We start from the raw sequence: 13,269 nt of genomic DNA, 5'->3' as shown, positions 1-13,269 counted from the left end.
CGGCCGCGTCCTGGTGACCGTCGCCGCCGCAGCCGTGGTCACGGCCCTCTGCGGCCCGCCGGTCCGGCGGATGTTCCGGTACGCCGTGGAGCCCCGGCTCGACCGGGCCAGGAAGCCGGCGCCGGCGCCCTGACGCCCCTGGGCCGCCCGCGGACGGTGACGCGGGACGGGGAGCCCGGACGCACCGCACCCCCGGGCCGGGAAGGCCTCGGGGGTGCGGGTGTGCGACGGGGCGGCGGCCTCAGACGGCGCCGGGCGCGCCGAGCATGGCGGACGCGTTCTCCATCGGCGTGAGGGGCGCCGCCACCGGGGCGGGCACCTCGGCCGGGCGGCAGGTGAAGCCGAGACGCGTCAGCGCCCTGGTCACCTCGCCCGCCGTGAAGTCCCGGCGGTCCTGCCGGGTGATGATCTCGCCGACCTGCTTGACGGGGTAGACACGGCGGCTGATGACCACCGCGTCACCGGTGACAGGTTCGGGCTTGACGCCCTTCATCAAGTCCTCGACCTCGTTCTTGAAGAAGTCGAAGGGGAAGCGGGCGATGACACAGCGCATGGGGCCTCGACAAGGTGGGCGTGAAGAAAACCGGACAGGATCGGCCGGGACTCCCGGCCGGGTGACTACGCGGCCTTGTTGGTGCGGCGCTGTGCCGCTGCGGCACGTGCCTGCGGCGTCGCCGTGTTGGCGTTCGAGCGGCGCCCCTGGCCCGGACGCGCGCCGCGCCGGCTGCGGGGACCGGGACCGCCGCTCCTGCGCTCCGTCACCGGGGAGGTGATCGTGACGGGCACACCCGACGGTGCCTGGGCGCCGGTGATGCGGTTGAGCTCGGCCTCGCCGGAGCGGACCTGGGCGATCTGCGGCGTGATCCCGGCGTCGGCCATCAGCCTGGTCATCTCGCGGCGCTGGTTGGGCAGCACGAGCGTGACGACACTGCCGGACTCCCCGGCGCGCGCGGTACGGCCGCCGCGGTGCAGGTAGTCCTTGTGATCGCTGGGCGGGTCGACGTTGACGACCAGGTCGAGGTTGTCGACGTGGATGCCGCGGGCGGCCACGTTCGTGGCGACCAGCACCGTGACATGACCGGTCTTGAACCGGTCCAGGGTGCGGGTGCGCTGCGGCTGCGACTTGCCGCCGTGCAGCGCGGCGGCCCGCACCCCGCTGTGCAGCAGGTGGTCGGTGAGCTTGTCCACGGCGTGCTTGGTGTCCAGGAACATGATCACCCGGCCGTCGCGAGCGGCGATCTCGGTGGTCGTCGCGTACTTGTCGGCGCCCTGGACGTAGAGCACGTGGTGTTCCATCGTCGTCACGGCACCGGCCGCCGGGTCCACCGAGTGGACGACCGGGTCGTGCAGGTAGCGGCGGACCAGCAGGTCCACGTTGCGGTCCAGGGTGGCCGAGAACAGCATCCGCTGTCCCTCGGGGCCGACCTGGTCCAGCAGCTCGGTGACCTGCGGCATGAAGCCCATGTCGGCCATCTGGTCGGCCTCGTCGAGGACCGTGATGGCGACGCGGTCGAGCTTGCAGTCGCCGCGCTCGATGAGGTCCTTCAACCGGCCCGGGGTGGCGACCACGACTTCGGCGCCACCGCGCAGGGCGCTGGCCTGGCGGCCGATCGACATACCGCCGACGACCGTGGCCAGCCGGAGCTTGAGGGGGCGGGCGTACGGGGTGAGCGCGTCGGTGACCTGCTGGGCCAGCTCCCGGGTCGGGACGAGGACCAGGGCCAGCGGGCGGCGCGCGTCGGCGCGGTTGCCCGCTGTGCGGGCGAGCAGGGCGAGGCCGAAGGCGAGCGTCTTGCCCGATCCGGTGCGGCCGCGGCCCAGGACGTCCCGTCCGGCGAGCGAGTTCGGCAGGGTGGCCGCCTGGATGGGGAACGGCACGGACATGCCCTCGGAAGCCAGTGCCGCCAGCAGGGGCGCGGGCATGTCCAGGTCCGCGAAGGACTCGACGGCGGGCAGGGCGGGGGTGATGGTCACCGGGAGGGCGAATTCACCCGTGACGGAGGAGGAGCGGCGGCCGTAGCCGCCGGAGCGCTTCGGCCCGCCGGAGCGGCCCTGCGAACCCGGGGCGCCCTGCCTGCCGGATCCCGCCGAGCGGAAGCCGTTGGCGGTGCGGCTGCCGCCGGATCCACCGGAGCGCGTCCGGGAAAATCGGTCGTTCGTGCGAGCTGTGCGATCGCGGTTCAATGGAGAACCTTTCCCTCGAATGGCACGTGTCGAGGGATTCTTTCCGGGCGGCTGCAGCCATGTACGGCGCCAAGAATCGCAAGAACGAGCCGGTGAAATAACGAAGAACGAAGCGCGTCCGCCGGATGAACCAGTCGGATTCGACGCCCCATATGACTGCATAGGACGGCCGCGCCATGATGCGTACACACCGGGAATTACTCCATCGGTGCGGCAGCCGTGGCAACGGCCGGGAAAAAACACAACGAGCTGGGGCCCGCACCCCAAGGTGCGGGCCCCAGCTGCGCCGTACGCCTGAGTGATCAGGCGGGGGTGATGTTCTCCGCCTGCGGGCCCTTCTGGCCCTGCGTGACGTCGAAGTTCACCTTCTGGCCTTCCTGCAGCTCGCGGAAGCCCTGGGCGGCGATGTTCGAGTAGTGGGCGAAGACGTCAGCGCCGCCACCCTCCTGCTCGATGAAGCCGAAACCCTTTTCCGCGTTGAACCACTTCACGGTGCCAGTAGCCATGTCATATCTCCTTCGGGGCGTTGCCCGTGGGCCCGCACTGTGCGAGCCCTACGTCGCCGCAAATGATTGCCCCGTCCGGAAAAGACCGGAAATACAAAAGTGCGCCCACCGAACCGGTGAGTGCACTTGAAGTTTTGGGAACCACAACTGCAACTGAGATCAACAGTAGCACGATTTGGGTGCGAGCGAGCTGTACGCCATATCACTATGCCTTCGCTCCCTCGTGCACGGCATAAACCCTGACCGCTCATTGCGCGTATTTCTGTGCCCGCCAAAACAGATATGCGCCGGTGTGCCGGTCAGGAATCGGCACCGCTCCGGCCGGCCGCGGGCCGGCGCAGTTCGTCGTTGAGGCGCAGGGCCTCCTCCAACTGGTCCTCCAGGATGACGATGCGGCAGGCGGCCTCGACCGGGGTCCCGCCGTCCACCAGCTCGCGGGCCCGGGCGGCGATACGGAGCTGGTAGCGCGAGTACCGGCGGTGTCCCCCCTCGGAGCGGAGCGGGGTGATCAGGCGGGCCTCACCGATCGCCCTGAGGAAGCCTGGCGTCGCACCGATCATCTCGGCGGCCCGCCCCATGGTGTACGCGGGGTAGTCGTCGTCATCGAGACGGTCCGTGGCGTGCGACGGGGATTCCGGGGGCATCTGCACCTCTTCTGCTGGGCGCCGGGTCACCGATATGACCTGGCTGCAGAAGAAAGCCTAGGCGTACCGAAAAGTCATGTCTATCGCGGCCGGAACAGGTTTCGACCGTCCCCGGCGCGGCCTGCCCCCGGACCCCTCCGTGCGGCGCCGGGCGGAAGCCCTCCGTAGCCGTCCGGCCACCCCAACGACACTGACTGACCGGTCAGTTGTCGGCGGACCGGTCAACGGTCATACTGCACGGGTAGCCCTTCGCGCATCCCCCGTCGTGAAGGGCTACATCCATGCCCGGCCAGGGCCTTCTCCCGCTCCGCGTGACCCGGAGCACGCACCCGGCTGTCCGGGACGGGCCGAAAGCCCGGAAACCCGGACGGCTCCGATTGCGGGCCGCCCCGGGAGCCGGTTACGTGGACGCGGGGGCCACGCAGCGATGTCACCGGGAGGCACACGGATGCCCAGGAAACCCGCGAACTCCAAGGCCGGTCTGCTCATGGGTCTGGGCAGCAGCGCCGTCGCCGTCCTGCGCACCGTCAAGCAGGTGCGCAGGACCGGAGGCACCCGGGGCAGGCCGACCGCCGCGCACACCGCGTCGGGGCTCCTGCCCCTGGTCCCGCCCGCCCTGCTCGTCCTGCGCCGGCTGCGCGGACATTCCCGGCAGCACTCCCGCTGACCGGACCCCGCCGGACGGCCCGGGGCTCAGACCGCCCCGGGCCGGGCCCCGGCCCGTGCCCGCCCCCGCAGCCTCTCCAGCACCCGGGCGCGCAGCAGCTCGTACTCCTCGCGGAGCCGCACGATCTCCGCCGGGCGTTCGACGGCCACGCCCCCGGTCACGATCTCGTGCGGCGCGAACTGCTCCCGGGTCAGGTCGATCTCCACTCCCCCGCCCAGCCGGTTCCACCAGTGGTGGTCGACGCGCTCGCCGCCGACCCGCACCTCGCCCCGGATCAGCTCGCCGCCCAGCAGGTCGTGGACCACGAGGGCGGTGACGCCGCACTGATCGCGGGCAGGGTTGCGCGCGTCCCAGTGCGGCCGGTGCGCCGGCGTGGTCGTGTCCGCGTCCCAGCTGCTGCGGATCGCGGTTTCGATGTCGGTGAGGAGCAGAGGACCCATGGCGGGGATGTTCGCACCCGCCACTGACAACGGCCCGGACGGCAGACGCGTTCAGTAGCCCCGGCTCCGCGAGACGAGCACCGCGATGTCGTCCTCGGCCGTGTCCGCGAACCGGTCCACGACCTCCTCCAGCAGGTCCTGGAGCCGTCCGTTCGCCGGGAGGGTGAGCTGCGTGAGCCGTCCGATGGACACGTCGATGTCCTCGCCCCGGCGCTCCACCAGCCCGTCGGTGTACATGAACAGCACCGTCCCGGGGCCGCAGGGCTCCACCCTGGTCGTGTACCCGCCGAAACCCGTGCCCAGGGGCGGCCCCACGGACATCCGTGCCACCCGCGCACCGGCGGCCCCCGGGTCGATGAACACCGGCGGAGGGTGCCCCGCGCTGGCCACTTCGCAGATCCCCGCGCGCCGGTCGACGACCGCGATCAGGCACGTCGCCGCCCGGTCGAGGCCGGACCGTTCGACCGCCTTGTCGAGGCGGGCCAGGATACGGTGCGGCGGGTCCTCGTCCTCGGCCATGAGGCGCAGCATCGAGCGGTAGTTGCTCATGGCGACGGCCGCCTCCACACCGTGGCCCATCACGTCGCCCATGACCTTCATGTGACGGCCCCCCTTCAGCGGGATGGCGTCGAACCAGTCACCGCCGACCACCGCCCCCTCGCCGGCGGGGAGATAGAGGGAGGCGATCTCGATGCCCGGGTTCGGCACCCGCGGCTCGGAGAGCAGGGAACGCTGGAGCTCACGCGCGATGTGGTGTTCGTGCGTGTAGCGGTAGGCGTGGTCCACGTCGAGGGCGGCCCGGCCCGCGAGCGTCCGGGCGACGACGACGTCCAGCCCTTCGGTGAACGGCGGCGAGCCCCCGGCCCGCAGCAGGCTGAGCGCCCCCAGCGGGCGCCCGCGCGCGGTGAGCGGTACGACGACCGCCGAATGCAGGCCGACGGCACGGTAGGCGGCGACCCGTTCGGCGGCGGGAGCGGCGCGGCCGAGCCGCCGGTCGTCGGTGAGGTTCTCGATCACCGGCTCGTCGGTGGCCAGACAGCGGGGGACAGCCGCGTCCTCCTGGTAGTCGATGTCCGTACCCGCGCCGCCGAACTGCTCCAGGGCCTCGGCGAGGCCCTGGACCGCCGCCACCCCGGCGCGCCGGAGCCGCAGGACTCCGGGCAGCGGTTCACGACGGTTGTGCCCGTCGGCCTCGGGGATCATCTCGACGACGGCCGCATCGGCCATCGCGGGCACCACGGACTCCGCGAGTTCCTGGCAGGTGGTTTCCACGTCGAGGGTCGTGCCGATGCTGACGGCGGCGTTGTCGAGGAGGGCCAGATAGCTCCTGGCCCTCCTCAGCTCCTCCCGCTGGCCCTCGGTGGCGGTGACCTCCTGGGCGATCCCGACCAATCCCCGCACCCGCCCGTCCTCCTCGAGCCGGTGGAGGGCGACACGCCAGTACCGCCGCTCGATGACGGAGTCCACCCAGGTCTGCCCGGTGGCGGTGATCTCACGGGGCCGGCCGTCGGCCAGGACCTGGCGCATGATGTCCGTCCGCACGTCCATGTCCGGCAGCACCTCGGCGATGCTCCTGCCCAGATGCGCGGCGGCCGGGACCCCGTTGAGCCGTTCGAGTGCCGGGTTCACGTACAGATAGCGCAGCTCGTCGTCGAAGACGGCGACCCCGGCCGGGCTGCTGCCGATCAGCGCGGCCAGGGCCGCCGCGTCGAGGCGCGGCGGGTCGGCGTGCTCTTCGGCCTGCAACGGAGCCTCCAGAGGGACATGTGCAAAGCGGCCTGCCCTCCCGGGCGGTACGGCACCCGGCACCTCATCGTCTGCCGCCGCGCACCGCGCCGCATCTCCGCCGCCCGCGGCCGGGCCGTCGCCTCGCCTTCCGCCCCGGTGACCACCCGGCCGTCCGCACCGGGCAGCTCCGCTCTTTCTCCTCCGGACCCGAGTCCTTCGGGGGCCGGTGCCGAGGTCCGGGGAACCACCCCGCAGGGTGCGGGCAGCCACGGGCCCTTGGCCCGTGACCACGGGCCACGCGTGCCCCGGCCGGCCGGCACGGGACGGAAGACCCTCCGGGCCCACGCCGATCCCCGCCCCCGGCAGCGGCGTACGCCGCCCGGTCCTCCTGAGCGGCCCGGGGCGGCGTACCGCGGTGGAAGCAGGCCGCTTCGCCCGGCGCCGCCTCCGGGTCGCCCGGCACACTCGCCAGCAGCTTTCCGGCACCGGAACTCCGTAAGAACTGCCGGACTCCGGCAGTACCGCCGCGCCATCCGCCGTGGGACCATTCAGCCAGTTCGACGGGGCATGTCGGGGGACAGCGAACACCGGGGGAGTGATCACGTGACCGTGCTTCTTGGTCTCGGCATTGCGGGAATCGCCCTTCTCACCTTTTCCCTGATCTTCGACGGCATCCTCGAAGGGCTCTTCGGCGACGCGCTGGGCGGGCTGCTGAACGGCTTCTTCGACGGCCTGCTCTCGCTGCCGGTCATCGCCGGATTCCTGTCCATGCTCGGCTTCGGCGGCGCGATCGTGCTCGGCACCACCGGTACCGGCATCCCGGTGGCCCTCGCGGCCGGAGCCGCGGCGGGTCTCGTCGCGGCCTGGCTGACCTGGAAGTTCAGCCAGGCCCTGATGCGGGACCAGACCACGGCCACGCCCCGCGGCGACGACCTCGTCGGCACCTCGGGATCCGTCGTCACACCGATTCCGGCCGACGGTTACGGCGAGGTCCTGCTGCGGCTCGCGGGCCAGACCGTGAAGTTCTCCGCGAAGAGCGCCGTCCCGGTCGAACGCGGCGCCGAGATCTGGGTGGAGGCCACCCTCTCGACCACCTCGGTCACGGTCCGGCCCGTCGAGCGCTGACCGCCACCGGGCCGTACGCCCGTCCGCAACCCGTACAGCCGAACACACTGCCGTTCCGTCGGGGGCGGCAAGGGGGAACCGTTCATGAGTCCAGTAGTGATCGCCATCATCGGAATCGTCGTACTCGTCGTGCTCCTGGCCCTCGCCGTGATCACGCGGTACAAGGTCGCGGGCCCCAGCCAGGCCTTCATCATCACCGGCCGCCGCGGCAAGAAGTCCACCGATCCCGTGACCGGCCGCACCAGCATCGACAACAGCGGCCAGAAGGTCGTCGTCGGCGGCGGCGTCTTCGTGGTGCCGTTCGTCCAGCAGAAGTTCACCCTGGACCTCTCCAGCCGGCACATCCCCGTCGCCGTGCGCGGCGCCGTCACCCTGCGGGGTGTGAAGTCCAACCTCGAAGGCGTCGCGATCGTCAAGGTCGGCGGGAGCGAGGACGCGATCCGCGCCGCGGCCCAGCGCTTCCTCCAGCAGCAGAACGGCATCGTCGGCTTCACCCAGGAAGTGCTCTCCGGCGCCCTGCGCGCCATCGTCGGCCGTATGTCCGTGGAGGACATCATCCGCGACCGGGCCGCGTTCGCCGGCCAGGTCGCCGAGGAGGCCGAGGCCAGCCTCTCCGGTCAGGGCCTCATCCTGGACGCCTTCCAGATCCAGGACATCACCACCGAGGGCTCCTACCTGGAGGACCTCGGCCGCCCCGAGGCCGCCCGCGCCAAGCAGGAGGCCGACATCGCCGAGGCCATCGCCCGGCGAGCCTCCGAGCAGGCGCGGCTGAAGGCGGCCGAGGAGATCGCCGTCGCGGAGCGGACGTTCTATCTGAAGCAGGCCGAGATCAAGGCCGAGACCGAAGCCGCCGCGGCCAGGGCCAACGCCGCGGGCCCGCTCGCGGAGGCGGCACGTCAGCAGGAGGTCCTCGCCGAGCAGGAGAAGGTCGCCCAGCGCCAGGCGGCACTGACCGACCGCGAGCTCGACACCAAGGTCCGCAAGCCCGCGGACGCCGCCCGCTACCAGGCGGAGCAGGAGGCCGAGGCCCGTCGTGTCGCCCAGGTCAAGGAGGCCGAGGCGGACGCGGAGCGCTCCCGTCTGACCGGTCAGGGCGAGAAGCTCCACCGCTCGGCCCTCGCCGACGCCGTACGCATCGAGGGCGAGGCCGAGGCCGCCGCCATCGCCGCGAAGGGCGCCGCCGAGGCCGAGGCCATGCAGAAGAAGGCCGATGCCTTCGCGCGGTACGGCGACGCGGCCGTCCTCCAGATGCTGGTCGAGGTGCTTCCCCAGGTCGTCGCCAAGGCGTCCGAACCCCTGAGCGCCATCGACAAGATGACGGTCATCTCGACGGACGGCGCCGGCCAGCTGGCCCGCACGGTGACCGACAACGTGACCCAGGGCCTGGAGCTGCTGAACTCCACCACCGGCGTCGACCTCGGCGCGCTGCTCCGGGACCTGCGGGGCAGGGCGGGGGGCGCAGCGCCTGTGGTGCCTTCCCCGGCGTCCGGCGGCGAGAAGATCGAGATCAAGGACTGAGCCGTCCCGCCTCGGTGCCCGGCCGGCTGCGGTTCACCGGCCGGGCACACTCCTGTCCGCTCCCGCCCCGCCGCGCCCGGTCCTCCGCACGGCGGCTCCGCGGCGCACGGCACGGGTTGTTCAGGCGTCCGCCGGGGTCCGGGATCCGGCCGGTGAGCTGCGCAGTTCCTCGTTGATGCGCTGGGCCTCCTCGAGCTGGTCCTCAAGGATGACGATGCGGCAGGCGGCTCCGACAGCGATGCCCTGATCGACGAGTTCGCGCGCCCGGGCGGCGATCTTCAGCTGATAGCGGGAGTACCGGCGGTGCCCGCCCTCCGAACGCAGGGGGGTGATCAGGCGCTCCTCACCGAGGGCGCGCAGGAAGGCGGGCGTGGTGCCGAGCATCGCGGCGGCCCGGCCCATGGTGTAGGCGGGAAAGTCGTCGTCGTCCAGACGGCGGTAGGAATCGTCTGCGGGCATTTCACCTCTCTTGGAACGCGCTGGAGGGGCCCTGGTGCCATTTGGCACCAGGGCCCCGAAGGAAACTGCTACACCATCTGCCGGCCTTGTCGCTGCGCCGGCTCTCTGTGTCCGCACTGCCCGGTACACAGCCGGGGGTGCGGGGATCGCGGATGCGTGACCGGAGACCACCTGCCTATCGATGTCCTGCGGTACCCGGGCTCGGACTCTTCCGCCCGGGCGATCCTGATGGTGTTCAACTCCTCCGTTCTTCCCTCTGGATCATTTGCTGCTGTGCTCCGTACTGCTGGTGGCGGTCCCTCAACACTGCGACCACCCGGTCCGGTCGTCAGCCCCGTCGCCGTCCTGCAACCACCATGGCTTCGGAACTCCACCACCGCACCGTCCTGCGAACTACGTGTACTGCTACCGGCAGTTCGTCTCTGCCGGGCCTTCTCGACCTCTTGGCTACGAGTAAGACACTAATCCAGGAAAGCGCGCATGTCTACTCTCGCCACGACAGATTTTCTGCTGGATGCACTGGCGCACTTCTGTGGTCCCTGCTGTTCGGTATCTGCACCGGAGCGCACACCGAGTTAGGAAGGCCGTCCCAGCGGGCACCCGGTTCAATCCAGGCAGAAGCGGCACGACCGATCACAGGTGGGGTGTACGCGCATGAACGACACGAAGGTCCCCGACACCGCGACAACGACCCCCGCAGGGACCGTGGTGCGGGGCGACAGCACGGAAAGCATCCACTGGGCCCGCAAGGCCGCCCGCGTCTTCACCGACCGGCTCTCCCCGGCGCCGGACCCGGCGCTGGCCGAGACCCTCGTCCTCGTGGTCTCCGAACTCGTCACCAACGCCCTGCGCCACGGTGGCGGCCGGTACACCCTCCGGCTCTCCGCCGGACCCCGCACCGTGACCGCTGCGGTCAGCGACCCCGATCCGGCACTCCCGCGCGCGCGGACCCCCGACCTCGACGGCGTCGCCGGCGGCTTCGGATGGCACATGGTCCGCCGCCTCACCGAAGCCCTGACCGTCACTCCCGGCCCGGGTACCGGCAAGACGGTCTGCGCCCGGCTCGCCCGGTAACTCCCTCCGGGCCTCCGAGGGCTCCGAGGGCTCCGAGGGCGCCGGGGAGAGAAAGCAGCGGCACAGGTACCGGAACCTGCTTCCACCCGGCGGGATCTCCGGGACAGGCCCGGCGCGCTCGCGGCCGCATCCGCATCCGCATCCGCATCGGGAGGAAGCACCCCTTCGGGTGGTTTTCATGGCCGGATAAGGTAATGGGCGAACAAAGAGATGACCAAAAACGTCGCCCTGCCGCCGCGTGCTCTCCGGAGGAAACCATGGGAACCCATCGCACGTCGCTGCCGGGAGTCGGCGTCCAGTACGACTACACCACCGAGTCGGGCCAGCACATCTCCGTGGTCGTGCACCACGACGGACGGCGGTTCCTGGGGTTCTACGAGAAGGACGACCCCGATTCGTGCGTGCTCTCCGTCCCCCTGACCACTGCCGAGGCCACCGGGCTCGCGCATCTCATCGACGCGGCGCCGATCGACGCCGTACGCACCGAGGGGATCGACCTGGTCACCGAGCACATCCCGCTCGGGACCCGCTCCCCGTACGGCGGCCGGCACCTGGGGGAGACCCGGGCGCGGACGCGGACGGGGGCCTCGATCGTGGCCGTACTGCGTACGCACAGTGCTCACCCGTCGCCGGGACCGGACTTCCGGCTGGCCATCGGGGACACGCTCGTGGTCGTAGGCACGCGCGAGGGCGTGGACACGCTCTCCGAGATCATTGCGGAGGGCTGACCGTGCACGACACGACCGCACTGCTGGTGGAGCTGGGCTCCGTCATCCTGGGGCTCGGCATCATCGGGAGATTCGCCGGACGGATAGGCCTCTCGCCGATCCCGCTCTACCTGCTGGCCGGGCTCGCGTTCGGGGAGGGCGGTCTGCTGCCGCTCGGTGCCAGCGAGGAGTTCACCGCCATCGGGGCGGAGATCGGCGTCATCCTCCTGCTGCTCCTGCTCGGGCTGGAGTACAGCGCCTCGGAGCTCGTCACCAGCCTCAAGACGCAGTACCCGTCCGGGGTCGTCGACTTCGTCCTCAACGCGACGCCCGGCGCGGCGGCGGGCCTGATGCTCGGGTGGGGGCCCGTGGGAGCCGTCGCCCTGGCCGGGGTCACCTGGATCTCGTCGTCGGGCGTGATCGCCAAGGTGATGACCGACATGGGGCGGCTCGGCAACCGCGAGACGCCCGTCATCCTCGGCGTCCTCGTCATCGAGGACCTCGCCATGGCCGTCTATCTGCCACTGCTCACCGCGATGCTGGCCGGTGTGGGTCTGGCGGGCGGCAGCATGGCGCTGCTGATCGCGCTCGGGACCGTCGGGTTCGTGCTGTATCTGGCGCTGCGCCACGGCCGGCTCATCAGCCGTGCGGTGTCCTCCGACAACCCGGAGATGCTGCTGCTCGTCGTCCTGGGGCTCACCGTCCTGGTGGCCGGGGTGGCCCAGCAGCTGCAGGTGTCCGCGGCTGTCGGCGCCTTCCTCGTGGGCATCGCCCTCTCCGGTGAGGTCGCCGAGGGCGCGCGCAAGCTGCTGACACCGTTGCGGGACCTGTTCGCCGCGGTGTTCTTCGTGTTCTTCGGGCTGTCCACCGATCCGGCGGAGATCCCGCCCGTGCTGCTCCCGGCGGCGCTGCTGGCGCTCGTCACCGTCTTCACGAAGATCGGCACCGGCTGGTACGCGTCCCGGCGGGCCGGGATCGGACCGCGCGGCCGCTGGCGGGCGGGCGGCACGCTGGTCGCGCGCGGGGAGTTCTCGATCGTCATCGCCGGACTGGCCGTGGCGACGGAACCGCGGATCGGGCCCATCGCGACCGCGTACGTGCTGATCCTGGTGATCGCCGGGCCGCTCACCGCCCGGTGGACGGAACCGGTGGCCTCGAAGCTCCAGGCGGCGCTGGCCGGCAGGCGGAAGGGGCCCGCACCCGTGGACGACCGGCCGATGCCCTCGCACGACGACCTCACGCCGGAGCCCGCCGGGCGCGACGCCGACTGACGGGTCGTCGGCAGGGCGGAGCGGGGCGGCCGTGCGGAGGACACCGAGGAGCACCGCCGTAGCGTCGAGCGACGACGACAGCACCGGGGCCACGCCGTGCGCAGGGAGGGCTCCGCGCCGTGCGTGGGGGCTCCGCGCTCGTCCTGCCGCCGCACGGGTCCGGCCTGGAGAACGTCCGTCCGCACCAGGCGTACGGCCCGGGTTCCCGGGCCGTACGCCTGCGACCGCCGCCCGCCGCCGGCCGGTCCGCCTCCACCGGACCCCGGGGCGGAGCCCCGGGGTCAGAGCTCCTTCGCCGGCCAGTCCAGCAGCCGGGCGCCGATCACCGCCGTCTGCAGGGTGTAGCGGTGCATCGGGTCGGACGGATCCGACCCGGTCAGCTGGTGTATCCGCTCCAGCCGGTACGTCAGCGCGCGCACACTCAGCGACAGCCGGCGGGCCGTCTCGGCGGCGACGCAGCCCGCGTCGAAGTACACCGACAGCGTCCGCAGCAGCGGTTCCGCCCCGCCCCGCGCCTCCCTGAGCGGACCGAGCTCACTGCGCACCAGATCGGCCATCGCCTGCCGGTCCCTGGTCAGCACGGGGTAGACCAGCAGGTCGGAGGCGTACAGCACCGGGTCGTCGAGCCCCATCCGCTGCGCGAGATCGAGGGCGTCGAGCGCCTCGTCGTACGAGTGGACCACCCCGCCGGGACCGCGGTGCGGGCGGCCGACGGCGACCTGGTGGCCGTCCGTCGCGGCGTGGGCCTGCTTGGCGAAGTACCGCAGGACGTCCGGCTGGCTGCCCGGGGCGATGCAGACGAGACGTCCGTCCTTCGTCGTCAGCAGGATCTTCCGGCCGCTGAAGCGCGCGAGCATCGCCGACTCCACGCTGCGGGGCACGGCGTCGGACTCGGTGTACGCCTCGGGGCCCGCCGCCACCGCGACGGCGTGCGCCCTTGAGAGCC

Annotated in this window: 14 protein-coding genes; 6 read left to right on the top strand and 8 right to left on the bottom strand. The window is 71.7% G+C overall.

Going from position 1 to position 13,269, the window contains the following annotated elements; all coding sequences use genetic code 11:
* Positions 1 to 241: 241 nt before the first annotated feature.
* The 4 genes from VN520_RS16400 to VN520_RS16385 all read right to left on the bottom strand — a co-directional run bounded on the left by VN520_RS16400 (position 242) and on the right by VN520_RS16385 (position 3,334).
* The gene (locus VN520_RS16400) at positions 242 to 553 is read right to left on the bottom strand and encodes an SCO5918 family protein (RefSeq protein ID WP_325747663.1); all 312 of its coding nucleotides are present in this window, start codon (positions 551 to 553) and stop codon (positions 242 to 244) included.
* Positions 554 to 618: 65 nt separating this feature from the next.
* On the bottom strand, positions 619 to 2,184 hold the full coding sequence (locus VN520_RS16395; RefSeq protein ID WP_325747662.1) for a DEAD/DEAH box helicase: 1,566 nt from the start codon (positions 2,182 to 2,184) through the stop codon (positions 619 to 621).
* Positions 2,185 to 2,486: 302 nt separating this feature from the next.
* On the bottom strand, positions 2,487 to 2,690 hold the full coding sequence (locus tag VN520_RS16390; protein ID WP_031090619.1) for a cold-shock protein: 204 nt from the start codon (positions 2,688 to 2,690) through the stop codon (positions 2,487 to 2,489).
* 299 nt (positions 2,691 to 2,989) lie between these two features.
* Positions 2,990 to 3,334: a MerR family transcriptional regulator gene (locus VN520_RS16385; RefSeq protein WP_325747661.1), complete on the bottom strand. Its 345-nt coding sequence runs from the start codon at positions 3,332 to 3,334 to the stop codon at positions 2,990 to 2,992.
* 448 nt (positions 3,335 to 3,782) lie between these two features.
* Here VN520_RS16385 and VN520_RS16380 point away from each other — a divergent pair, with 448 nt between their 5' ends.
* Positions 3,783 to 4,001 (top strand): hypothetical protein, encoded by a 219-nt coding sequence (locus VN520_RS16380; protein WP_325747660.1) that lies wholly within the window; start codon positions 3,783 to 3,785, stop codon positions 3,999 to 4,001.
* A 26-nt stretch (positions 4,002 to 4,027) separates the two neighbouring features.
* Here the strand turns inward: VN520_RS16380 and VN520_RS16375 are convergent, their stop codons facing one another.
* Positions 4,028 to 4,441 (bottom strand): YunG family protein, encoded by a 414-nt coding sequence (locus VN520_RS16375; RefSeq protein WP_325747659.1) that lies wholly within the window; start codon positions 4,439 to 4,441, stop codon positions 4,028 to 4,030.
* Between the two features lie 51 nt (positions 4,442 to 4,492).
* A complete protein-coding gene (locus VN520_RS16370; RefSeq protein ID WP_325747658.1) occupies positions 4,493 to 6,187 on the bottom strand; it encodes a SpoIIE family protein phosphatase in 1,695 nt (564 codons plus the stop codon).
* Positions 6,188 to 6,772: 585 nt separating this feature from the next.
* Between VN520_RS16370 and VN520_RS16365 the strand changes: the two genes are divergently transcribed.
* Positions 6,773 to 7,294: a hypothetical protein gene (locus tag VN520_RS16365; protein ID WP_325747657.1), complete on the top strand. Its 522-nt coding sequence runs from the start codon at positions 6,773 to 6,775 to the stop codon at positions 7,292 to 7,294.
* A gap of 84 nt (positions 7,295 to 7,378) precedes the next feature.
* Positions 7,379 to 8,812, top strand: coding sequence for a flotillin family protein (locus VN520_RS16360; RefSeq protein ID WP_325747656.1), 1,434 nt, complete (start codon positions 7,379 to 7,381; stop codon positions 8,810 to 8,812).
* A 120-nt stretch (positions 8,813 to 8,932) separates the two neighbouring features.
* Here VN520_RS16360 and VN520_RS16355 read toward each other — a convergent pair whose 3' ends face one another.
* Positions 8,933 to 9,271, bottom strand: a complete 339-nt coding sequence (locus VN520_RS16355) for a MerR family transcriptional regulator (protein WP_325747655.1) — start codon at positions 9,269 to 9,271, stop codon at positions 8,933 to 8,935.
* A 654-nt stretch (positions 9,272 to 9,925) separates the two neighbouring features.
* Between VN520_RS16355 and VN520_RS16350 the strand changes: the two genes are divergently transcribed.
* The 3 genes from VN520_RS16350 to VN520_RS16340 all read left to right on the top strand — a co-directional run bounded on the left by VN520_RS16350 (position 9,926) and on the right by VN520_RS16340 (position 12,323).
* A complete protein-coding gene (locus VN520_RS16350) occupies positions 9,926 to 10,345 on the top strand; it encodes an ATP-binding protein (RefSeq protein WP_325747654.1) in 420 nt (139 codons plus the stop codon).
* A 257-nt stretch (positions 10,346 to 10,602) separates the two neighbouring features.
* On the top strand, positions 10,603 to 11,073 hold the full coding sequence (locus VN520_RS16345; RefSeq protein WP_325747653.1) for a cation:proton antiporter regulatory subunit: 471 nt from the start codon (positions 10,603 to 10,605) through the stop codon (positions 11,071 to 11,073).
* A gap of 2 nt (positions 11,074 to 11,075) precedes the next feature.
* Positions 11,076 to 12,323: a cation:proton antiporter gene (locus VN520_RS16340; protein ID WP_325747652.1), complete on the top strand. Its 1,248-nt coding sequence runs from the start codon at positions 11,076 to 11,078 to the stop codon at positions 12,321 to 12,323.
* Between the two features lie 281 nt (positions 12,324 to 12,604).
* Here VN520_RS16340 and VN520_RS16335 read toward each other — a convergent pair.
* A partial coding sequence (locus tag VN520_RS16335) for a PucR family transcriptional regulator (RefSeq protein WP_325747651.1) occupies positions 12,605 to 13,269 on the bottom strand: 665 nt, incomplete at its 5' end.

This window comes from Streptomyces sp. (assembly GCF_035563135.1).
Lineage (GTDB): Bacteria > Actinomycetota > Actinomycetes > Streptomycetales > Streptomycetaceae > Streptomyces.
Note: the sequence above shows the minus strand (reverse complement) of the source record. Positions and strands in the feature narration are given on the sequence as shown.